Origin of the sequence: Rhizobium altiplani, assembly GCF_001542405.1 — a bacterium.
Taxonomy (GTDB): Bacteria; Pseudomonadota; Alphaproteobacteria; order Rhizobiales; family Rhizobiaceae; genus Rhizobium; species Rhizobium altiplani.
In genome coordinates this window covers 82291-105609 of the sequence record NZ_LNCD01000051.1, presented here as the reverse complement: position 1 = coordinate 105609, position 23319 = coordinate 82291, and the positions used below count along the sequence as shown (strand labels likewise).

General features: G+C 60.1%; 18 protein-coding genes and 2 pseudogenes. 15 read left to right on the top strand and 5 right to left on the bottom strand.

Annotated features, from left to right (window positions below):
• Window positions 1-3: 3 nt before the first annotated feature.
• From AS026_RS11105 to rpmG, 9 genes and pseudogenes are all read left to right on the top strand, one after another.
• Entirely contained in the window at window positions 4-960 is a 957-nt protein-coding gene (locus AS026_RS11105) for an aspartate carbamoyltransferase catalytic subunit (protein ID WP_018857021.1), read from the top strand.
• Window positions 957-2246: a dihydroorotase gene (locus tag AS026_RS11100; protein ID WP_018857022.1), complete on the top strand. Its 1290-nt coding sequence runs from the start codon at window positions 957-959 to the stop codon at window positions 2244-2246. The genes AS026_RS11105 and AS026_RS11100 overlap by 4 nt, the downstream gene beginning before the upstream one ends.
• Window positions 2247-2266: 20 nt before the next feature.
• Complete coding sequence (gene plsY, locus AS026_RS11095) at window positions 2267-2887, top strand: glycerol-3-phosphate 1-O-acyltransferase PlsY (protein ID WP_025659972.1); 621 nt, start codon at window positions 2267-2269, stop codon at window positions 2885-2887.
• A 1-nt stretch (window position 2888) separates the two neighbouring features.
• A pseudogene (locus tag AS026_RS11090) lies at window positions 2889-3306 on the top strand (DNA-processing protein DprA); the annotation flags it as partial.
• A 353-nt stretch (window positions 3307-3659) separates the two neighbouring features.
• On the top strand, window positions 3660-6311 hold the full coding sequence (topA, locus tag AS026_RS11085; protein WP_062369651.1) for a type I DNA topoisomerase: 2652 nt from the start codon (window positions 3660-3662) through the stop codon (window positions 6309-6311).
• The gene (gene rnr, locus AS026_RS11080) at window positions 6308-8680 is read left to right on the top strand and encodes a ribonuclease R (RefSeq protein WP_062369650.1); all 2373 of its coding nucleotides are present in this window, start codon (window positions 6308-6310) and stop codon (window positions 8678-8680) included. Before topA ends, rnr begins: the two co-directional genes overlap by 4 nt.
• Before the next feature lie 31 nt (window positions 8681-8711).
• Window positions 8712-9167, top strand: a complete 456-nt coding sequence (locus AS026_RS11075; protein ID WP_062369649.1) for a DUF983 domain-containing protein — start codon at window positions 8712-8714, stop codon at window positions 9165-9167.
• Between the two features lie 256 nt (window positions 9168-9423).
• The gene (locus AS026_RS11070) at window positions 9424-10611 is read left to right on the top strand and encodes an MFS transporter (protein ID WP_062369648.1); all 1188 of its coding nucleotides are present in this window, start codon (window positions 9424-9426) and stop codon (window positions 10609-10611) included.
• 93 nt (window positions 10612-10704) lie between these two features.
• Window positions 10705-10872, top strand: coding sequence for a 50S ribosomal protein L33 (rpmG, locus tag AS026_RS11065; protein ID WP_003587245.1), 168 nt, complete (start codon window positions 10705-10707; stop codon window positions 10870-10872).
• Between the two features lie 705 nt (window positions 10873-11577).
• Here rpmG and AS026_RS11055 read toward each other — a convergent pair.
• Entirely contained in the window at window positions 11578-12948 is a 1371-nt protein-coding gene (locus tag AS026_RS11055) for a PleD family two-component system response regulator (protein WP_062369646.1), read from the bottom strand.
• An 18-nt stretch (window positions 12949-12966) separates the two neighbouring features.
• Window positions 12967-13338: a response regulator gene (locus AS026_RS11050; protein ID WP_007531841.1), complete on the bottom strand. Its 372-nt coding sequence runs from the start codon at window positions 13336-13338 to the stop codon at window positions 12967-12969.
• A 132-nt stretch (window positions 13339-13470) separates the two neighbouring features.
• Between AS026_RS11050 and AS026_RS11045 the strand changes: the two genes are divergently transcribed.
• Together AS026_RS11045 and AS026_RS11040 are read left to right on the top strand one after the other, a co-directional pair.
• Window positions 13471-13779, top strand: coding sequence for a DUF3572 domain-containing protein (locus AS026_RS11045; RefSeq protein WP_025659967.1), 309 nt, complete (start codon window positions 13471-13473; stop codon window positions 13777-13779).
• Between the two features lie 2 nt (window positions 13780-13781).
• On the top strand, window positions 13782-14516 hold the full coding sequence (locus AS026_RS11040) for a hypothetical protein (protein WP_025659966.1): 735 nt from the start codon (window positions 13782-13784) through the stop codon (window positions 14514-14516).
• Here AS026_RS11040 and AS026_RS11035 read toward each other — a convergent pair.
• Window positions 14427-15014, bottom strand: coding sequence for a GNAT family N-acetyltransferase (locus AS026_RS11035; RefSeq protein ID WP_025659965.1), 588 nt, complete (start codon window positions 15012-15014; stop codon window positions 14427-14429). The genes AS026_RS11040 and AS026_RS11035 overlap by 90 nt on opposite strands.
• A gap of 75 nt (window positions 15015-15089) precedes the next feature.
• Between AS026_RS11035 and AS026_RS11030 the strand changes: the two genes are divergently transcribed.
• Both AS026_RS11030 and AS026_RS11025 read left to right on the top strand, forming a co-directional pair.
• The gene (locus tag AS026_RS11030; protein ID WP_062369684.1) at window positions 15090-16379 is read left to right on the top strand and encodes a DNA polymerase IV; all 1290 of its coding nucleotides are present in this window, start codon (window positions 15090-15092) and stop codon (window positions 16377-16379) included.
• A gap of 94 nt (window positions 16380-16473) precedes the next feature.
• Complete coding sequence (locus tag AS026_RS11025; RefSeq protein ID WP_062369645.1) at window positions 16474-17709, top strand: L,D-transpeptidase family protein; 1236 nt, start codon at window positions 16474-16476, stop codon at window positions 17707-17709.
• A 2-nt stretch (window positions 17710-17711) separates the two neighbouring features.
• Here AS026_RS11025 and dnaE read toward each other — a convergent pair whose 3' ends face one another.
• Window positions 17712-21212, bottom strand: coding sequence for a DNA polymerase III subunit alpha (dnaE, locus tag AS026_RS11020; RefSeq protein WP_062369644.1), 3501 nt, complete (start codon window positions 21210-21212; stop codon window positions 17712-17714).
• A gap of 303 nt (window positions 21213-21515) precedes the next feature.
• On the opposite strand from dnaE, the gene AS026_RS11015 reads away from it, so the two are divergent.
• Window positions 21516-22100 carry a hypothetical protein gene (locus AS026_RS11015; protein ID WP_025659961.1) on the top strand — a complete coding sequence of 195 codons (585 nt, stop codon included), beginning with the start codon at window positions 21516-21518 and terminating at the stop codon, window positions 22098-22100.
• A gap of 68 nt (window positions 22101-22168) precedes the next feature.
• Window positions 22169-22635, top strand: a pseudogene (locus tag AS026_RS11010) (DUF5680 domain-containing protein).
• Here the strand turns inward: AS026_RS11010 and AS026_RS11005 are convergent.
• Entirely contained in the window at window positions 22636-23319 is a 684-nt protein-coding gene (locus AS026_RS11005; RefSeq protein WP_025659959.1) for an ABC transporter ATP-binding protein, read from the bottom strand. It lies immediately after the preceding pseudogene.

Here is a 23319-nt window from a genome sequence, read left to right as displayed (position 1 = left end):
TTCATGGTCTTCTTTCCCCACCGCCACCTCATCGGTATCAAAGGGCTCACCGAGCAGGATATCACCTTTCTCCTCGACAAGGCCGACGAGGCCGTCAAGATCAGTCGGCAGAGAGAGAAGAAAACCTCGACGCTGCGGGGCCTGACACAGATCAACCTGTTCTTCGAAGCTTCGACGCGCACCCAATCTTCCTTCGAGCTCGCCGGAAAGCGCCTCGGCGCCGACGTGATGAATATGTCCGTCGGCAATTCTTCGGTGAAGAAGGGCGAGACGCTGATCGATACGGCGATGACGCTGAACGCGATGCGGCCCGATGTGCTTGTCATCCGCCATTCGAGCGCTGGTGCCGCCGCCTTGCTCGCGCAGAAGGTTTCCTGCTCGGTGGTCAACGCCGGCGACGGCCAGCACGAGCATCCGACCCAGGCGCTTCTCGACGCGCTGACAATTCGCCGCGCCAAAGGCAAGCTGTCGCGCATCATCGTCGCGATCTGCGGCGACGTCCTGCATTCGCGCGTGGCGCGCTCGAACATCCTTTTGCTGAATGCCATGGGCGCACGAGTGCGAGTTGTCGCGCCGGCAACGCTACTGCCGGCTGGCATCGCCGACATGGGCGTCGAGGTCTTCCATTCCATGAAGGAGGGCCTGAAGGACGCTGACGTGGTGATGATGCTGCGCCTGCAACGCGAGCGCATGTCCGGCGCCTTCGTGCCGTCGGTTCGCGAATACTATCACTTCTATGGGCTCGACGCGGAGACCCTCAAGGCGGCGAAGGAAGATGCCCTCGTCATGCATCCCGGCCCGATGAACCGTGGCGTCGAGATCTCCTCCGAGGTTGCGGACGGACCGCAGAGCGTGATTGCAGAACAGGTGGAAATGGGGGTCGCGGTGCGCATGGCCGTGATGGAGACGCTGCTGGTCTCGCAAAATCAGGGTCCGCGTACCGAAGGAGCCGGCGCATGAAGAACTCGATCGTCCTCAAGAACGTTCGTATCATCGACCCCTCGCGCAATCTCGATGAAGTCGGCACGATCATTGTCAAGGATGGCATGATCGTGGCAGCCGGCGCGGATGCGCAGAACCAAGGAGCGCCCGCTGGCGCCGACGTGCGCGATTGCACCGGTCTCGTCGCCACCCCAGGCTTGGTGGATGCCCGCGTCCATATCGGTGAACCCGGCGCCGAACATCGCGAGACAATGGCATCGGCGAGCCGTGCGGCGGCAGCCGGCGGCATCACTTCGATCATCATGATGCCGGATACCGATCCTGTCATCGACGACATCGCGCTGGTCGAGTTCGTCAAGAAGACGGCGAAGGACAAGGCGCTGGTCCACGTCTATCCGGCAGCGGCGATCACCAAGCATCTTGCCGGCGAGGAAATGACCGAGATCGGCCTGCTGATGGAAGCGGGCGCAGTCGCGTTCACCGACGGCCGCTCGAGTGTCCACGACACGCAGGTCCTGCGCCGGGTGATGACCTATGCGCGCGAATTCGGCGCGGTGATATCCTGCGAGACCCGCGACAAATATCTCGGCGCCACCGGTGTCATGCATGAGGGACTGTTTGCCAGTTGGCTCGGTCTCGGCGGCATCCCGAAGGAAGCGGAACTGATCCCGCTCGAGCGCGACCTGCGCATCGCGAAGCTGACGCGCGGCAACTACCACGCCGCGATGATCTCCGTGCCGGAATCGGTCGAGGCGATTGAGCTTGCCCGGAGCCGCGGTGCGACCGTGACCTGCGGCATCTCGATCAACAATCTCTCCCTCAACGAGAACGACATCGGCGAGTACCGCACCTTCTTCAAGCTCTACCCGCCGCTGCGATCCGAAGACGATCGCGTCGCGATGGTGGATGCGCTGGCGCGCGGCGCGATCGATATCATCGTCTCCTCGCATGATCCGCAGGATGTCGACACAAAGCGCCTACCGTTCGGCGAAGCGGCTGATGGCGCCATCGGCCTTGAAACGATGCTTGCTGCGGCACTCCGCCTGCATCACAGCGGCCAGGTCAGCCTGATGCGCCTCATCGATGCCATGTCGACGCGGCCGGCGCAGATCTTCGGCCTCGAGGCGGGCACGCTGAAGCCGGGCGCGAAGGCAGATATTACGCTGATCGACCTCGATGACCCTTGGCTTGTTTCGAAGGACATGCTTCTTTCCCGCTCGAAGAATACGCCGTTCGAAGACGCGCGCTTCAGCGGACGCGCTGTAGCGACCTATGTCGCCGGACAGTGCGTGCATAGCATATAAAAAGACCACCGGAGGGGAACATGGTCTCGGATCTTATGACCTGGCAGATCACGCTGCCGATCGCGCTCGTGGCTGCCGCCATCGGCTACTTGCTCGGCTCCATTCCTTTCGGCCTGATCCTGACGAAGGCAGCCGGGCTCGGTGACGTCCGCAGCATCGGATCCGGCAATATCGGCGCGACCAATGTGCTCAGAACCGGCAACAAGAAGCTTGCAGCCGCAACGCTTCTTCTCGATGCTCTGAAGGCGTCTGCAGCAGCCTGGATCGTCGGCTATTTTTTGGGCAGCGAGGCGGCGCTGATCGCCGGCTTCTTTGCCTTTATCGGTCACCTCTTCCCGGTCTGGATCGGCTTCAAGGGTGGCAAGGGTGTTGCCACCTATATCGGAACACTGCTCGGCGTTGCGCCGATCATGGTTCTCGTCTTCGCCGCGGTCTGGCTGGCCGTCGCCTTCACGACCCGGTACTCATCGCTTTCAGCACTGGTTGCAATGCTTGTTATTCCGGTTGCATTGTGGATACTGGGCGCCGAGAAGGTTGCAGCTGTTATGGCCATCATGACTATTGTCTCCTACTGGAAGCACAAGGCCAATATCTCCCGCCTGATGAGCGGGACGGAAACCAAGATCGGGGCGAAGGGATAGGATGGACGCTCTCAGCGCAAGGCCGCTGGGAATTGCGCTGACGGAACGCCAACGCATCGCGTGGCTGCGTCTCATTCGCTCGGACAATGTCGGGCCTGCGACCTTTCGCGATCTCGTCAAACTTCGGATCCGCCGAGACGGCGCTGGCCGCCCTGCCCGAGCTTTCTGCACGCGGCGGCGCCACGCGCTCCATCCGGATAGCGACGGAGAGCGAAGCGCATAAGGAGTTGGAGGCCGCGCGCCGCTTCGGCGCCCGCTTTGTTGGCATCGGCGAGCCAGAATACCCACAGGCGTTGAAGCAAGTCGACGGTGCGCCGCCGCTGCTTGCCGTCAAAGGCAATCTCGCCGTCTCTTCGCAGCCTGGCGTCGGTATCGTCGGCTCCCGCAATGCCTCCATCAGCGGCGCCAAGTTCGCCGCCACTCGCCGCAACTCAGCCAGCATCTGCCTGATGAACGCGATGTTCTCTTGCGAGCCGGATCGTCCGGCATCTTTCTTTGCGAACTTGGCCGCCATGGGATAATCTCTGAGGAAAGAGAAACGCCGCCTTTCGGCTAGCCCGAACCACACTCCAAAAACGATACCTAAATTATCCTAAATTGCAATACATTCGCTATCTCGCATTGGTTGCATCGCGTTGTAATACGCAAAAATGAGGTCAGACCACTTGACCGAAACGATTTCCCTGTCCATGTCGAAGAGCCGGTTATCCTGGCACGGCAGGGATTCCATCTGCTTATCCACCGGCTTGGCACGTTTTTTTAGAGAATCATGATGAATGTTGTAGTGGTAGAATCGCCCGCCAAGGCAAAGACGATCAACAAGTATCTGGGCTCCGGATACAAGGTGCTCGCCTCCTTCGGCCATGTCCGCGATCTGCCTGCCAAGGACGGCTCGGTCCTTCCCGACCAGGATTTCGAGATGCTGTGGGAGGTCGACGGCGCGTCTGCCAAGCGACTGAAGGACATCGCCGACGCTGTGAAGTCATCCGACAGCCTATTCCTCGCAACCGACCCGGATCGCGAGGGTGAAGCGATTTCCTGGCACGTCCTCGACATGCTGAACAAGAAGCGCGTCCTGAACGGTAAGACCGTGAAGCGGGTCGTTTTCAATGCGATCACGAAGAAGGCCGTGCTCGACGCCATGGCCGACCCGCGCGACATCGACGTTCCGCTGGTTGATGCGTATCTCGCTCGCCGTGCCCTCGACTATCTCGTCGGTTTCAATCTGTCGCCGGTTCTCTGGCGCAAGCTCCCCGGCGCGCGTTCGGCCGGCCGCGTACAGTCAGTGGCGCTGCGCCTGGTCTGCGATCGCGAATCCGAAATCGAACGCTTCATCTCTGAAGAGTACTGGAACCTTTCGGCTCTCCTGAAAACGCCGCGAGGCGACGAGTTTGAAGCGAAACTGGTTGCGGCTGATGGCAGGCGGTTGCAGCCTCGCGCGATCGGAAACGGCGAAGAAGCCGGCAAGCTCAAAGCACTTCTGGAAGGCGCGACCTATGTTGTCGACACGGTCGAGGCGAAGCCGGTCAAGCGCAACCCGGGACCACCCTTCACAACCTCCACGCTGCAGCAGGCAGCGTCCTCGAAACTTGGCTTTTCGGCGTCGCGGACGATGCAGATCGCCCAGAAGCTCTACGAGGGTGTTGATATTGGTGGCGAAACAGTTGGTCTGATCACCTACATGCGTACGGACGGCGTCCAGATGGCGCCCGAAGCCATCGACGCGGCACGCAAGGCCATCGTCGATCAATTCGGCCAGCGTTACATGCCCGAGAAGGCGCGCTTCTATTCGACCAAGGCAAAGAACGCACAGGAAGCGCACGAAGCGATCCGCCCGACTGATTTCAATCGGTCGCCCGACCGCGTGCGGCAGTACCTGGATGCCGACCAGTTGAGGCTTTACGACCTCGTCTGGAAGCGGGGCATTGCGAGCCAGATGGCATCGGCTGAGATCGAACGCACGACGGCTGAAATCACCGCCGACAACAAAGGTGAGAAAGCTGGGCTGCGCGCTGTCGGCTCGGTGATCCGTTTCGACGGCTTCATCGCCGCCTATACCGACCAGAAGGAAGATGGCGAACAGAGCGACGACGGTGACGAGGATGGTCGCCTGCCCGAGATCAACGCTCGTGAGAACCTTGCGAAGCAGAAGATCAATTCGACTCAGCACTTCACTGAGCCGCCACCGCGCTACTCCGAGGCAACGCTGATCAAGAAGATGGAAGAGCTCGGCATCGGGCGTCCGTCGACTTACGCGGCGACGCTGGCGACCTTGCGTGACCGCGAATACGTCACCATCGACAAGCGCAAACTGATCCCGCAGGCCAAGGGCCGGCTGGTGACGGCCTTCCTCGAAAGCTTCTTCACCAAGTACGTCGAATACGATTTTACGGCAGATCTTGAAGAGAAGCTCGACCGGATCTCGGCCGGGGAGCTGAACTGGAAGCAGGTGCTGCGCGATTTCTGGAAGGACTTCTTCTCCCAGATCGAGGATACGAAGGAACTTCGTGTCACCAACGTCCTCGATTCGCTCAACGAGGCACTGGCGCCACTTGTATTCCCGAAACGAGAAGACGGCGGTGATCCGCGCATCTGTCAAGTTTGCGGCACCGGCAATCTTTCGCTGAAGCTTGGAAAATACGGCGCCTTCGTTGGCTGCTCGAACTATCCCGAATGCAACTATACCCGCCAGCTTTCGTCAGAAGGCGGTTCGGAGGCCGAAGGCGTTGCGCTGAACGAGCCTAAGAATCTCGGTTCCGATCCGGTGACTGGCGAAGAACTGACCCTGCGTTCAGGACGCTTCGGCCCCTACATCCAGCGTGGCGAAGGCAAGGAAGCCAAGCGTTCTTCCCTGCCGAAGGGCTGGAAGCCTGAGGACATCGATTACGAAAAGGCGATGGCGCTGATTTCGTTGCCACGCGACATCGGCAAGCACCCGGAAACCGGCAAGATGATTTCTTCCGGCATCGGCCGTTATGGGCCGTTCCTGCTGCATGATGGAGGCTACGCCAACCTTGAAAGCGTCGAAGACGTGTTCTCGATCGGCCTCAACCGCGCTGTCACCGTGATCGCCGAGAAGGCGAGCAAGGCGCCGGGTGGGCGGACGGCGGCGGCAGCTCTGAAAGAGCTCGGCGACCATCCCGACGGCGGCGCAATCACGGTTCGCGACGGCAAGTACGGCCCCTATGTGAACTGGGGCAAGGTCAATGCGACGCTGCCGAAGGGCACCGATCCGCAGGCCCTGACTGTCGAGGAAGCGCTGGCGCTGATCGCCGCCAAGGCGGGCAAGGCACCGGCTTCGAAGAGTAAGGCAAAACCGAAGGCGAAGGCCGCTGCGGCTGAAACCAAGACGACCAAGACCGCGGCCAAGCCGAAGACGGCGAAGGCCAAGGCGCCGGCAAAGACGAAAAAGAGCAAAGAGTGAGCAAAATCCCGCGGGAAAGAATGAAGGGCATGGGCAAGCGTTCCGGCAAGATTGGACGCGCCAGCCAACAACCCGCAGCCGAACCGCTGAACATCGCTCACGGAGCCCTGCCTTCCCGCGACGTGATCCTGCGCTTCATCGCCGATCATCCGCAGAAGGCCTCGAAGCGCGAACTCGCGAAGGCCTTTGGACTGAAAGGCGACAGCCGGGTCGAGCTGAAACACCTCCTGCGCGAACTGGAGCAGGAAGGCATGCTGCAGAAGACGCGCAAGTCGCTGATCCGGCCGGGCGCACTGCCGCCTGTCACCGTGCTCGACATCACGACGCGCGACAAGGATGGCGAACTGATCGGCCGCCCGGCGGAGTGGCCTGACGATCAGGGCGTTGCACCTGCTGTCGCTATTCGCCAGTCGACCTCGCCTGCCGGGCGCAACGGCAAGGGCAAGGCGCCGGTTGCCGGCATGGGCGATCGCATCCTGGCGAAGATCTTTCCGGCCGCCGACCGTGGTGGGCCGGCCTACACGGCGCGAATCATCAAGATTTTGGACAAGCGCCGCGGTGCGCTGCTCGGGGTCTTCAAGGATGCGCCGGGAGGAGCCGGCCGTCTGCTTCCGATCGACCGACGCGGCGAGGAAATGGTGATCGACCCTGACTACAAGGGCGAGGCCAAGGACGGCGATCTGGTCGAAGTCGAGGTCGCTCGCCTTGGGCGCTTCGGCCTGGCACGCGCCAAGGTCCTGTCGATTGTCGGTTCGGTCGCATCCGAGAAGGCGATCTCGATGATCGCCATCCATGCTCACGGAATCCCTTATATATTCCCGCCTGCTGTGGTCGCCGAAGCCGACGATGCCAAACCTGCGACGATGTCGCATCGCGAAGATTGGCGAGATGTCCCGCTGATCACCATCGACCCGGCGGATGCGAAAGACCATGACGACGCCGTCTATGCGGAGACTGACCCTTCGCCCGACAATCCGGACGGCGTTATCGTTACGGTCGCCATCGCCGACGTCTCCTATTACGTCCGCCCGAGCTCGCCACTCGACCGCGAAGCTCTGAAGCGCGGCAACTCGGTCTACTTCCCCGACCGGGTCGTGCCGATGCTGCCGGAGCGCATCTCGAACGATCTCTGCTCGCTGAGAGAAGGTCAGGACCGGCCGGCGCTTGCCGTTCGCATGGTGTTTTCGAAGGAAGGCCGCAAAATCGGCCACACCTTCCACCATGTCATGATGAAGAGCGCTGCAAAGCTCTCCTATCAGCAGGCGCAGGCGGCCATCGATGACAAGCCGGATGACAAGACGGGACCGCTTCTGGAACCAATCTTGAAGCCGTTGTGGAATGCCTACAGGATCATGACGCGCGGCCGCGAGCGCCGGCAGCCGCTTGAACTCGACATGCCGGAACGCAAGATCCTGCTGAAGCCTGACGGCACCGTGGATCGCGTCTTCGTGCCGCCGCGCCTCGATGCACACAAGCTGATCGAGGAAATGATGATCCAGGCCAACGTCTCGGCCGCCGAGACGCTGGAGAAGAAGCGGCAAGTCCTGATCTACCGTATCCATGACGGGCCGACGCTCGCCAAGCAGGAAGTGCTGCGCGAGTTCCTGGCAACGCTTGGCATATCGCTTGCCAAGGGCGGCAACATGCGCGCCAACAATTTCAACATGATCCTCGCCAAGGCAGACGACACGCCGCACCAGACGATGGTCAACGAGATGGTGCTGCGTTCTCAGAGCCAGGCGATCTACAGCCCCGAGAACATCGGTCATTTCGGCCTGAACCTCATGAAATACGCGCACTTCACCTCGCCCATCCGGCGCTATGCGGACCTGATCGTGCATCGGGCGCTGGTCGGTTCGCTCGGCTTCGGTGAAGGCGGGATCACGCCCGACGAAGAGGCCGCGCTCGACGACATCGCCGCCGAGATCTCAACCTTCGAGCGCCGCGCGATGGCGGCCGAGCGCGAAACGGTGGATCGCCTGATTGCGCATCATCTTGCCGGCCGCGTCGGCGAGGAATTCGAAGGACGCGTATCAGGTGTGACGAAATCGGGACTATTTGTCACTCTCCCGGACTATGGAGCAGACGGCTTCGTTCCTATATCTACGCTCGGAACGGACTACTTCATCTATGATGAGGCGCACCAGGCGCTGTCTGGCGAAAAGACCGGGCTCGGATATCGCCTCGGCGACAGTGTCACGGTCAAGCTTGCAGAAGCCATTCCGCTTGCCGGTGCGCTGCGCTTCGAGATGATCAGCGAAGGGCGAAAAATGCCCACAGCTGTACGTTCGTTCCACAAGGCGGGCCGGCGGGACGCAAGCCGGGCACGCAAGAAGGCCGGGACTAGGCCGCCAAGAGGGCGGCGATAGGCGTGTAGGGCGCCGCGAAAGGAAACGAACGATGACGACCACCTCGAGCGACCAGACGATCCGTTACGGAAGCAATGAGGAGGCGGAACGTCCGCTCGGCCGCTCTATCAAGCGCGGCATGATGAACACCTGCCCCGCATGCGGCAGCGGCAAACTCTTCAAAAGCTTCCTGAAGCCGGTGGACAATTGTGCCGCCTGTGGCGAGGCCATGTACCATCATCGCTCGGACGACCTACCGCCTTACCTTGCAATCGTGGTGATCGGCCATGTCATCATCGGCGGCTACATGGCAACGGATCTTGTTTGGCCAATGCCCCTCTGGCTGACCTTCGCGATCTGGACACCCATCACATTGATTGCCACGCTTTTGATCATCCAGCCGATCAAGGGCGGTGTCATCGGTCTGCAATGGGCGTTGAAGATGCACGGCTTCGGTGGACAAACCGACGATCATGACGCCTACGAGATACCGGGCCGCAAGCGCTAGGACATTTCTGCCTTCACCTTGACGACACAATTGACGTGTAGTGGCAGCCCCAACGGCGCTGCGGTTCCGCGGGGCGAAACCTCATGTGTATTCGGTAAGCTTCTTTGACTATACGACTTCAAGATCATCCAGGTTATTGCCGCCAGCGCATTTCATCTTGTAAAGCACAGCCGTCACTTGGATTTGGTACGCCTGTGCCTTTCTATGGTGCGTCGCGGTGAGCGATTCTGTGCAGCAGGTCTCTAAGGATGCGTATATGTCTCAGCCGCGAACCGGCACAACACCAGGCGATGTCGAAGAAATTCACTGGCCTTCACTGGTGGCAGCCATTTCGTCCATCTCCGCTGTCGGCATAGCAATCGGCCTGGGACTCCCGCTTCTCAGCATCATTCTCGAAAAGCGCGGCATTCCATCGACACTGATCGGACTGAATACGGCGATGGCCGGAGTTGCCGCCATGGCGGCTGCGCCGATCACCACGAAACTGGCGCACAAATATGGCGTCGCCCCGACGATGATCTGGGCCGTCGTGATTTCAGCGATCAGCGCACTCGGCTTCTACTATGCCCAGGACTTCTGGATGTGGTTTCCGCTGCGGTTCGCTTTTCACGGCGCGACGACGACGCTGTTCATCCTATCGGAATTCTGGATCAATGCCGCCTCGCCGCCCTCCAAGCGCGGCTTCGTGCTCGGCATCTATGCAACCGTCCTTTCGCTCGGTTTTGCAGGCGGGCCGCTGCTCTTTTCGATTCTCGGCAGCGAGGGCGTGCTTCCATTCGCGGTCGGCGCTGGTGCCGTCTTGTTGGCCGCCATTCCCATCTACATCGCACGCTACGAAAGCCCGGTTCTCGAGGAGAAGCCTGAACTTCATTTCATGCGCTACGTCTTCCTTGTGCCCACCGCAACGGCCGCCGTCTTCATTTTCGGGGCCGTCGAAGCCGGCGGTTTGGCACTGTTCCCGATCTATGCGGTGCGCGCCTCCTTTACGGAATCTCAGGCCGCGCTGCTGCTGACGGTGATGGGAATCGGCAACGTGATCTTCCAGATCCCGGTTGGGCTGCTCTCGGACCGCATGAAGGACAAGCGCCCGCTGCTGGCCGCGATGGCCTTCATGGGCCTGATAGGCTCCCTGATGCTGCCGGTTCTCGTGCACAGCTGGATTCTGATGGCGACCGTACTTCTGTTCTGGGGCGGCTGTGTCGCGGGCCTTTATACGGTGGGACTCAGTCACCTCGGCTCTCGCCTGACCGGCTCGGACCTCGCAGCAGCCAATGCGGCCTTTGTATTCTGTTACGCGGTTGGCACTGTGGCCGGGCCGCAGGTTATCGGCGCCGCCATCGACGTTGCCGGCAACAATGGTTTTGCCTGGGCGATCGCCGGATTCTTCGGGCTTTATGCCCTGCTTTCCTCGATCAGGCTGCTTTTCCTCCGAAAGCGGGCTTGACTTTTCGGGCGGGATTCGTAGTTTCGCGCCAGAATTTGCCGTGGAGCCTATCCGGCCTGCCACGGCTTTCATTTTATTAAAGGCAGGACGACCATGGCCAAGGCTACCACAATCAAGATCAAGCTGCTGTCGACGGCCGACACCGGTTTCTTCTACGTCACGACGAAGAACAGCCGTACGATGACCGACAAGATGACGAAGACCAAGTACGACCCGATTGCTAAGAAGCACGTCGAGTTTAAGGAAACCAAGATCAAGTAATCGCTTGATCTGACGTTTTTCGAAGAGGCGCGCGCCCATGGGCTGCGCGCCTTTTTGTTTGCCGGCTCTGCCGTCTGGTCTCAGGCCTGAAAACAGAAACGCCGTCCTTCCTAGAATGCGGAAAGGACGGCGTTTTCCTGAAAGGGGGTCGACCAGCAAGCAACGCGGCACGAGGAACCGCTTATTGTTGCAAACCAGCCGACCGACCCCACGACCCAGGAGATGCGGCGGACCTGAGCATCATGGGGTACCTCGGACTCCTCACGGGAGTACTTATCTCTTATGGCCGATAATTTGCTCGAAAATGAAAGAAAATCAACAAATTCTTAATGGTTAGATTTCTGGGCTTGATTTCATGGTTAAAAGTACGGCTTTGGGACAGTTTTTAAAGCTTGGAATCGCGTACTTTTGCAAGAAGAGCGCCTAATGGGCAAAGAAGGCCGAAACTATAGCCCAATAGTATTAGCTTCCGCCGATGCGGGCCAAAGCTTGTCCATTCGCAGCTACTTGCGAAATGCCGGCTAAATCCGATTGATCCTCACATTTGTCCCATCAACCGCGCGGCATCTGCCTAGCATGATATCGAGAGCGAGCAAACCTTCGGAGGGAAATGCCGGCTTTGCAACTGCAATTACTTCGTTGCCGTGCCGTCCGCCCTTAATTAGCAAGTTGTGGATGACCTGAAATGCCTCATAGAAGCATTGCTCAAGCGGCGGCGACCACGCGATTACGGCCACCCGTTTTTGCCTCGTAAAGCGCTAGGTCCGCCTGCTTCATCAACTGCCCTGGAGTGAGGATGGAGGAGATCCGCGACGAAATGCCGAAGGACGCCGTGACGTTCAGTTCCTGCCCCGTTGACTTCAGCAGGAACGGTACCGTCTCGACCACCGAGCGCAGTCGCTCCGCGACGGCTGCCGCCACTTCGGGCGAGGTATCCGGCATAACCACTACGAATTCCTCGCCGCCGTATCGGCAGGCCAGATCGGCACCACGGACGGTGGAGCGGATGCGCCTTGCAAACTCCCGCAGCACATCATCCCCCGCATCATGGCCATAGGTGTCGTTGACCTGCTTGAAGCGATCGATATCGGTGATCAGCACCGATAGCGGACGACCTCGCGCCATCGAGCGATTGAAGAGCGTGCTGAGGTGATTATCCAGGTAGCGGCGGTTGCTGAGCCCGGTCAGCGGATCGGTCACGGCAAGCTCGATCGTTTGCTTCACGCTCGCGCGCAGGCGATCATTGTAACGCTTGCGGCGCATCTGCGTCAGGCTGCGCGCCACCAGCTCATTGGGATCGACCGGCCGGACGATATAGTCGTTGACGCCGAGTTCCAGGGCCCGGATCACCATGTCGTCGTCGCCCTGCTCGGTGATGATCAGGATCGGTAGAAAGCGCGTGCGCTCGAGCGAACGAAGCTGCGAGCACAGGCGCAGCGGATCGTAGTTGTCGAAATTGGCGTTGACGATAACCAGTTCAAAGGGGGTTTCCGACGCTTCGAAGAGTGCCGCCTGCGGATCCGAGATTGCCGAGACATCGGCGATGGGCTTCAGCGCCTTGATGATGCGTTCCTGCGAATTGGCGCGTCCGTCGACCAGCAGCACCTGGCCCGATTCGTCGCCCCGCCCCTCGCCGGTTCGCAGCAGTTCATCGATCCCCATGGTCTGCGCTGTTTCGGCGCGAATGCGCAATTCGTCGCTGAGCGTCTTCAGCCGCAACAGGCTCTTCACCCGGGAAATCAGCTGAAGGTCATTGACCGGTTTGGTGAGAAAATCGTCTGCGCCGGCTTTCAGACCACGCACGCGATCGGCCGACTGATCCAAGGCCGTCACCATGACGACAGGTATGTGCGAGGTCTTGGGATTGGCCTTCAGGCGCTCGCAGACCTCGAAGCCGTCCATCCCCGGCATCATGATATCAAGAAGGACAAGATCGACCTGGTTGCGCTCGCATATTGCGAGGGCCTGATAGCCGTCGCCGGCGGTCAAGACATCGAAATACTCCGCGACTAGCCGCGCCTCGAGCAACTTGACGTTGGCCGGAATGTCATCAACCACGAGAATGCGCGCAGTCATAGGCTTCTTTCCGATGCGTCAGGCATCGCCCAAATAGGTCTTGATCGTCTCAATGAATTTAGGAACGGAAATGGGTTTGGAGACATAGGCCTCGCAGCCGCCCTGGCGTATGCGTTCCTCGTCACCTTTCATGGCAAATGCTGTAACGGCGATAACAGGAATGACGTGCAGGTCGTCGTCTTCCTTAAGCCATTTAGTAACCTCGAGACCAGAAACCTCGGGGAGTTGGATATCCATCAAAATCAGATCGGGCCGGTATTTGCGCGCGAGGTCGAGCGCTTCCATGCCGTTTCGGGTCTGAATCGTCGTGTAGCCGGACGCCTCGATGAGGTCGCGAAAGAGCTTCATGTTGAGCTCGTTATCTTCTACAATCATCACCTGCTTGGGCATGACACGCGTCCTACGTCCGTTCCGGTACCGCTTCCCCGCATGAAGAAGACTTCTGCGATGGCATGGTTCCATAGAACCGATGGCGGCACACTATCGCTATTTGGTTGAAAAATAGGTAACTTACCCAGAAAAATGCAAAGCAACTTCAAGACTTCGAAACAACTCGCGGCCGATCCGCAGCAGACTGCGATCTCCGTTCTTGCCTGGCTTGCCAACGATCCGGATCTGTTCGGTCGTTTTCTCGCATTGACCGGTGTTGAACCGGCCCAGGTGCGCCACGTGGTCAGCGATCCCGGCTTCCTTTCCGGCATGATGGATTTCGTCATGCAGCACGAGCCGACGGCGATGGCCTTCTGCCAAGCGACCGGCACCGCGCCCGACGCATTGAATGCGGCATGGCTGCACTTTTCGCCGCCGGGACTTGGCTCGGGAGAATTTTGAGCATGGATATTGCTACCAACGTCAGCCAGGTGCGCCTCGGCGACCGGCCTTTGGTTGTCTGCGACATCGACGAAGTGGTTCTCGAGTTCCTCACTCCCTTCACCGCTTTCCTGCGCTCGCACAGCTACGACCTCCTGCCGCGGTCGTTCCGCCTCTACGGTAATATCGTCTCTCTGCTTGACGGCAGCGAGCTGGATAGGGACGCCGTCGATTCGTTCGAGGAAATGTTCTTCGCGAACCAGCACCTCTGGCAGAAACCGGCGGAAAAAGCCGTTGAAACACTGCAGTCGCTTTCGGCCGACGCCGACATCGTCTTCCTGACCGCGATGCCACCTCGGCACCACGGTATCCGGCGCGAATTTCTCAATCAGCTCGACCTCTCGTTCGACCTGATCGCCACCGAAGAGCTCAAGGGGCCCGTCGTCGCAAGGCTGCATGATGGCCGAAGCCTGCCAGTCGCCTTCATCGATGATATGCAACGCAATCTCCTTTCCGTTGCCGATCATGTGCCTAAGTGCTTGCTCCTGACCATGATGGCCAACGCGGATTTCAAGCCGTTCGCGCCACCGCCCGTTGGAAGCATCGTCGCCGCCGCCGGCTGGGACCATGCCGCAGAATTGCTGAGGGCGCATTTCTCGGCAGAGGTCTCAAGGGCTCAAGTCCAGCCGCATGAGCGGTCGGCCATCCTTTCGTCTGGCCACGGTTTCAAATCCAGCCGCATCGAAGATCGCGGTTGATCCAATACAGAGCGTCACCGACTTCGATTGCTTGACGTGGTCAATCGGACAGCCCTCGAGGTAGCGGGCACCGTGGCGCCGCGCATGGTCGATCGCACCGGCAAGCAGTTGATGGCTGAGCCCCTGCCCCCGCAAATGCGATGTCAGGAAGAAACAACTCACCGCCCAGAACGACGGATCGTGCGCATCACCCTCTTCCATCGGTCGGGACACCGTCCGCGACGAGTTGAATTGCGGTACGTCGTGCCTTGGCCCGACCTGAACCCAGGCGACCGGTTCCTCATCGGCATAGGCCAGAATACCTGGCGGCGGCCCGACAGCGATCCTGCCAAGCATGTGCGATTTTCGCTCGTCCGGCCTCATCTTCGTCCGCACGGCATGAGGCAAGCGAAGCGCGACACACCAGCAATCATAAAACGCCCCGCGGGGACCGAAGAGCCGTTCGAAGTCACCCCACCGGTCTGCTGTCACCGGCTCGAAACGGAGATCGATATCCAATGCAAACCTCCCAGCCTCTCTTGAGACTCGAAAGTTTAGAGGCTAATGTTGCGATGTTCAATCTTTGTTCTCATCATGACACTTGCCTACGCCAAGACACCCGGCTTCTGTCGCGACTGCCTTGCCGAGCAGAAGGCCGAAACGCGCCGTTGTGTGGCGTGCGGAAGCCCTCGCCTTGTGCGGCACAAGGAGCTATACGACCTGACGCTGGCGCATATCGATTGCGACGCCTTCTATGCAGCGATCGAGAAGCGTGACAATCCCGAGCTTGCCGACAAGCCCGTCATCATCGGCGGCGGCAAGCGCGGGGTGGTCTCGACCGCCTGCTATATTGCGCGGATCCACGGCGTTCGTTCTGCAATGCCGATGTTCAAGGCTCTGGAGGCCTGCCCCCAGGCAGTTGTCATCCGGCCCGACATGGAAAAATACGTGAAGGTCGGACGCGAGGTCCGCACCTTAATGCAGGAACTGACCCCGCTCGTTCAGCCGCTTTCGATCGACGAGGCGTTTCTGGAACTCGGCGGCACCGAGCGGCTGCATCACGATCCGCCCGCGCGCACGCTTGCCAAGTTCGTCCAGCGTATCGAGAAGGAGATCGGCATAACCATCTCCGTTGGCCTCTCCTACTGCAAGTTTCTCGCCAAAGTCGCGTCCGACCTTCAGAAACCTCGCGGCTTCTCGGTCATTGGCCGCGAGGAAGCGGTTTCGTTCCTGGCGCCGCGGCCGGTGACAACGATCTGGGGCGTCGGCAAGGCGTTTGCAGCCACGCTGGAGGCCGATGGCATCCGGACGATTGGCCAGTTGCAGACGATGGAGGAAAATGACCTGATGCGCCGATATGGCAGCATCGGGCAGCGGCTCGCGCGTCTTTCTCGCGGCATCGACGACCGCGAAGTGCATCTGAACGACGCGGCGAAGAGCGTCTCGTCCGAAACGACCTTCTTCGACGATATATCCCGCCATGACGAGCTCGTTCCGATCCTCCGCAGTCTTTCGGAAAAGGTCTCCTGGCGGCTGAAGAAAGATGATATCGCCGGCCAGACCGTGGTTCTCAAAATGAAGACGGCGGACTTCAAGCTGCGCACCCGCAATCGCAAGCTCGAAGACCCGACCCAGCTTGCCGACCGCATCTTCCGTACCGGGCTGGACCTGCTGGGGAAGGAAACGGACGGCACGAAGTTTCGCCTCATCGGGATCGGCGTCACCGACCTTTGCGACCCCGCGCGCGCAGATCCGCCCGACCTTATCGATGAGCAATCGGGTCGTAGGGCCGCAGCCGAAGCGGCAATGGACAAGTTGCGCGACAAGTTCGGCAAAGGCACCGTCCAGACCGGATATACGTTTGGCGGCAAGCGCGATCACTAATACGTGAGGCTGCCTCAGGCTTCCTTATATCAAGTTTTCCTTAAGCTTCACCGACTAGGCTTCGGCTTCAAGTATTGCGTATCGGTTGAGTCATATGTTGTCGCGTCTCGTTTTTGGCCTCGGCTTGCTGTCGGCCACCGCGCTCGCGCATCCCGCTCTCGCGGCGGATGCACGCACGCTGCAGATCTTCGTATCGAAGGATGCGCAGTCGCTCACGCTCTACGACGGTACAGAGGTCGTGGCTACCTCGAAGGTTTCTACGGGGAAGCCGGGCCATACGACGCCGAGCGGCATCTTTTCCGTCATCGAAAAGCAGAGATATCACGAATCCAACATCTATTCGGCTGCGCCGATGCCGTTCATGCAGCGGCTGACCTGGTCTGGCATCGCGCTTCACGAGTCGAATTCCGTGCCGCGCTACCCAGCATCGCATGGCTGCGTCCGGATGCCGGCAGCCTTCGCCAAGCAGCTCTACAAGATGACGGCGATGGGCGTTCCGGTTGTCATTACCGACGCGGAAGTAACGCCGGAACCGATCGATCACCCAACCCTCTTCCGGCCGGATATGCCGGAGCCGCCAGCACTGCTTTCCGACGCTTCGCTGAGGCCGACGATCGGGCAGGCTCCGGTTCAGGTCGCCATGAACGACGTCGCGCCACCGTCTGCACAAATGCCGGCGGCGACGGCTCCCGCGAACGACACACCGATCCGTATTCTCATTACGCGCCGCAGTCTGCGCGAGGAGATCATCGACCTTCAGACATATCTCAACGAGCTCGGATTTGCCGCGGGTGAACCGGATGGCCTCCTCGGGTCGGCAACGCTTCAGGCAATCAGTCATTTCAAGTTGCAGCATCCAGTCGAGCCGACCAGCGACAAGTCACCGGCAAGTGACGCGCTCGTTAAGGCGGTCTATGCCGCGGCGGGCAAGGGAGCGCCGCCGAACGGCGTCATCATGGTTCGCCAAGGCTTCCAGCCGGTTCTTGAAGCGCCGATCTCGATCGAGAACCCGGGTCTTGCCCTCGGCACTCATTTCTTCTCTGTCCACAACGTCGATTTCGAAACCGGCTCGGCGGACTGGATGGGGGCGACGCTTCCCAACACACTCGCCCGCGCGACCATGAACCGGCTCGGCATTAGCAGCCTGGAAAGCTCGATCATATCAGGCACGCCGATCGCCAATGCTCTGAGCCGTATCGATATTCCTGAGGAGGCGCGGCGGAAGATCGACGCCATGCTGACCACCGGCTCGACGTTGACAATCTCAGACACCGGCATCGGTCCCGAGACCGGCGAAGGAACCGACTTCATCACCCTTACAAGGGGCTGACGTCAGACGAGCTCGACGTCGATGACGCCGGGCGCCGCACGCAGTGCGGCAGCAATCTCAGGCGTGATGCGATATTTCTGCGGAAGCTCGACTTCCACCTCGCGCTTGCCTTCCTCCTTGATTACGATGAAGGAGACTAGGCCATCGCCCTTGGCATTGAGGTGTGCCGCGACGGCACGAAGCGGCCCGGAATCGCGCACGTAGACGCGCAGGGCCTTCTGCATCTGCAGAGACTTCTCCTCAAGCGATTGTATCGTCTGCAAGCGAAGGCCGATGCCTTCCGGCCGTTCCTCCCCCGTTGCCGTAATGACGAAGGACTTCCCGGGCTCCAACACATCACGATACTGGTTCAACATCTCGGAGAATAGGACGGCTTCGAACTGCCCAGAGGAGTCGGAGAACACGATGATGCCCATCTTGTTGCCGGTCCTGGTCTTGCGCTCCTGCTTGGAAATGACGGTGCCCGCAAGGCGGCCGTTGCTCGCTCCCTGCTTCACTGCGGCCGAAAACTCCGCAAAGGTCTGAACGCGCATCTTCTGCAGAATGCTCTGGTAGCTATCGAGCGGATGCGCCGTCAGATAGAAGCCAAGGACCTGAAACTCCTTGAGCAGCTTCTCCGAGGCCAGCCACGGCGAAAACGGCGGCAGCGAGATTTTCTCAGGCTCTGACGAAAGGGCGCTGCCGAAGATATCCGATTGGCCGCTCAGCTTGTTTTCCTGCGCACGCTGGGCGTAGCCCATGATGCGGTCGAGGCCGCCCGCCAGTTGCGCGCGGTCGAGCCCGAAGCAATCGAAAGCACCGGCGAAAATCAGGCTTTCCAGCACGCGGCGATTCACCTGTCGCGGATCAATGCGCAGGCAGAAATCCTCAAGGCTCGCGAATGGGGTGCCACCGCGGACCTCCACGATATGATCGACAGCCGATTCGCCGACCCCCTTCAGCGCCGCCAGCGCGTAGTAGATCCTGTTGTCGCCGGTCTCGAAATGGCGGAACGAGGTCTGTACCGAAGGAGGGATTACCTCGATGTCGAGACGCTTGGCGTCCTGGCGGAAGTCGTTGACCTTTTCGGTGTTCGACATATCGAGCGTCATCGACGCGGCGAGGAACTCGACCGGATAATGCGCCTTCATATAGGCGGTCTGGTAGGAAACGATCGCGTAAGCGGCGGCGTGAGACTTGTTGAAACCGTAGTTGGCGAACTTGGCGAGCAGGTCGAAGATCACATCGGCTTGCGGCTTATTCACGCCGTTCTTGACGGCGCCATCGACGAAGCGCTCGCGCTGCTGGTCCATCTCCGCCTTGATCTTCTTACCCATGGCGCGACGCAGAAGGTCGGCTTCACCGAGCGAGTAGCCCGACAGGACCTGGGCGATCTGCATCACCTGCTCCTGGTAGACGATAACCCCCTGCGTTTCCTTCAGCAGGTAGTCGATCGTCGGATGGATCGACTCGATCTCTTCCTCGCCGTGCTTGCGGGCATTGTAGACCGGGATGTTTTCCATCGGGCCCGGGCGATAAAGCGCCACGAGTGCGATGATGTCCTCGATGCAGTCCGGCTTCATGCCGATCAGCGCCTTGCGCATGCCCGCACTTTCAACCTGGAACACGCCGACCGTTTCGCCGCGCGAGAGCATCTCGTAGGTCAGCTTATCGTCCAGCGGGATCGAGGCAAGATCGACCTTGATGCCACGCTTGGCGACGAAATCGACGGCGACCTTCAACGTGGTCAGCGTCTTCAGCCCGAGGAAGTCGAACTTGACGAGTCCGGCCTGCTCGACCCACTTCATGTTGAACTGGGTGACAGGCATGTCGGAACGCGGATCGCGGTACATCGGCACGAGCTTCGACAGCGGGCGGTCGCCGATGACGATACCGGCAGCGTGGGTCGATGCGTGGCGGTAGAGACCTTCAATTTTCTGGGCGATATCGAGCAGGCGGGCGACGACCGGCTCCTTGTCGGCTTCCTCCTGCAGCTTCGGCTCTTCCTCGATCGCCTTCGACAGCGGCGTCGGGTTGGCCGGGTTGTTCGGCACCAGCTTACAGATCTTGTCGACCTGACCGTAGGGCATCTCCAGCACACGGCCGACGTCGCGCAGTGCTGCGCGGGCCTGCAGCGAACCGAAGGTGATGATCTGCGCGACCTGTTCGCGGCCGTACTTGCGCTGCACATAACGGATCACCTCTTCGCGGCGGTCCTGGCAGAAGTCGATATCGAAGTCCGGCATCGAGACGCGTTCCGGGTTGAGGAAGCGTTCGAAGAGCAGCGAGAAACGCAGCGGATCAACGTCAGTGATGGTCAGCGCGTAGGCGACGAGCGAGCCCGCACCCGAGCCACGGCCCGGGCCGACGGGGATGTCATGCTGCTTTGCCCATTTGATGAAGTCCGAAACGATGAGGAAGTAGCCCGGGAATTTCATGCGCTCGATGACGCTAAGTTCGAATTCCAGGCGTTCGCGGTAGTCCTTCTCGTCATAGCCGGGCGACATGCCGAGTGTGGCCAGGCGACTATCCAGCCCCTCCACGGCTTGACGACGCAGTTCGAGCGCCTCTTCGCGTTCCGCTTCCTCGGGATCGGCCGTCGCGCCGGTGAAGCGCGGCAAGATCGGCTTGCGCGTCTTCAGGATGAACGAGCAGCGCCGCGCGATCTCGACGGTGTTTTCCAAGGCCTCCGGCAGGTCCGCGAACAGCTTGGCCATTTCGGCGCGGCTCTTCAGGTAGTGATCGGGTGTCAGGCGGAACCGGGTATCATCCGAGACAATGGCGTTGTGCGCGACGGCCATCAGGGCGTCATGCGCATCATAGTCGTCACGGGTCGGGAAAAAGGCTTCGTTGGTGGCGACCAACGGCAGGTCGTGCTCATAAGCAAGGCCAATGAGTTTCTGCTCATGGCGCTTGTCATAAGTGCCGTGCCGCTGCAGCTCCACATAGAGCCGGTCCCCGAAATGGCGCTTCAGCAGCAGGAGGCGTGCTTCCGCCTGGGCGGCATGCCCGTCCTTCAGTGCCATGTCGATCGGTCCCGTCAAGGCGCCGGTCAAAGCGATCAGGCCGTCGGTGCCGGTCTCCTCGAGCCAGGAGGCCCGAATGTGGATCGATTGACCGTTGCCCTCGCCGCCGAGATAGGCGCGGCTGACAACATCCACCAGCCGCTCGTAACCAGCATCGGTGGCCGCCAGGAGCACCAGCGACGGCAGCTTGACGAGCGCCTGCTGGCCGCCGCGCCGTTCCGTCTCCAGGCCGTCTTCCATGTCAATCGAGACCTGGCAGCCGATGATCGGCTGAAGGCCCTCCTCCATCGCCTTCTGTGAGAATTCGAGGGCGACGAACAGGTTGTTGGTGTCGGTGATCGCTATGGCCGGCTGGCTGTCCCCCGACGCCTTGTGGAGGATTTTCTTAAGCGGCAGCGCACCTTCAAGGAGCGAATAGGCCGAGTGGACCCGAAGGTGAACGAAGCCCGGCGTACCACCGATGAAACCGCCTTCCGCGTCTTTCTCCGCACCCGCCATGACATGCCTTCCGATCACCTGAATCAATCAGGTCTATTCTCAGCATTGAGGGGTTGATGTCCAGACAAGGGCTGCGCTCGGACCGCATGGCAGCCATGCGGTCCCCGGAATTCTTACATTGCCATGCAGATAAGCGAGAAGCTGGCAACGAACATTGCGATGGAGGTGAATGCTGCGATATCACGGATCAAGTCAGTCATTTGGCTCTCCTGTTCTCTTATGTTTCCAATTTGTTCCGCTATTGTTCTATTGTCAACAGGATTCTTTTCCGTTTTGCTGGCCGCATGACGATGGGAGAAAAGCATGTTTAAGTTTGTATTAATTGCTGGATTGGCTCTATCGGCGGCGTTTACCGCTCAAGCCGAGCAAATCGATCCTACACGGATCGTCGACGCGGCGACGGGGGATTGGGATGGCGATGGGCGTGCGGACCTCGCGCTGCTGGTTGCTCCCGAGGAGAGCGCCAGCGATGATCAAATCGGCATCTACCTCTATCTTCGTGACAGCGACCACGAACTTCTGCGGCTTTCGCTGGCCGCACCAAACAAGATCTGGGGCAGCACCAATGCTGACGGCGTCTTCGGACAGGAACCGTCGTTGAAAGCCGTCGGCAAATCCTCCATCGCCATACACTCACAGAACAGCACCATCGGGCGCGATCGCTGGGACCAGACGCTGACAGTGGCCTATCGGAACAAGCAGTTCGTCGTTGCCGGCTATACCTACAACCACTACGACACGCTCGACCCCAATTCCGCCGGCTCCTGCGACTACAATGCACTGACGGGCAAGCTGCAGAAGGATGGCAAGGACGTCAAAGCCGAGCCACATGTCCTCCCGATCGCTGAATGGAACGACGACACCGGACAAACGATCTGCGGACAGTGAGGTTTGTTCTTCGTTTGTTCTTTACAATTTGATACCGTTGTTGAGGCGCCGTCGAGCGGAGGAACGCTATGGATATTGTCGCATTGAACAGTTTCATCGTGGAGGCGAAGGCCAATACCTATGTCGGTGGCGGAAGCCCTGCACCCGCCTGCCGGACGGGATCGCGGGACATCGGTTATCAGCGCGGCACCTGGCGCTATCTCGACAGTTATTTCGGCGGCACTGATTTCGCCGGGCAAGAAGTGGTCTGGCTGGAGAGCGAACCGGTCTGGGCGATGAACTACTTCGGACGCATCATCGAGCATTCGCGCTGATCGACGGAGAGCGGGCGGGGACGGTGATTAAAGCTGCACTGTCAAAAATGTATGCCGAATATCGGCGCTTCCTCGGCGGCATGGAATTCGAGCACACCTTCGGTTTCTATGCCGATCAAAGCATAGGCGACTGCAGCCATTTCAGCGGTCGTGAAGTGATCGTCGTGAACGAGCGTAGAGCCTACGAATTGGACTACCGTGGCGGTCTCATCCACCCCTGATCAGAAATCCACGACCTTGCCGTCGGCGATCGTCACGCGGCGGTCCATGCGCCCGGCGAGTTCGTGATTGTGGGTCGCGATCAGCGCCGCCAGGCCTGATTGGCGCACCAGCGCTTCAAGCGCGTCAAAGACATAGCTTGCCGTTTCAGGATCAAGGTTGCCAGTCGGCTCGTCCGCCAGCAACAGGCTGGGCGCATTCGCGACGGCACGCGCAATCGCCACACGCTGCTGTTCGCCACCGGAAAGCTCTCCGGGGCGATGCGCGCCGCGGTGGCCGATGCGCATATAGTCGAGCAACTGACCAGCCCGCTCCTTCGCTTCCTTGCGCGGGAGACCGGCGATCATCTGCGGCATCATGATGTTCTCCATCGCAGAGAATTCCGGCAGCAGGTGATGAAACTGGTAGACGAAGCCGATTTCGCTGCGGCGAATCGCGGTGCGCTTATCGTCCGGCAAGCCGTCGCAGGCCTTTCCGTTGATGATCACCTCGCCGCCATCGGGGTGCTCAAGCAGGCCGGCAATATGTAGAAGCGTCGACTTGCCTGTGCCTGACGGCGCGACGAGGGCTACGATTTCGCCGCTGTTCAGAATGAAGTCCGCACCCTTGAGGATCGAGAGCAGCGTCTCGCCCTGGCCGTAGTGGCGCTCGACACCGGAAAGCTTGAGAACGGTATTCCGCTTCAT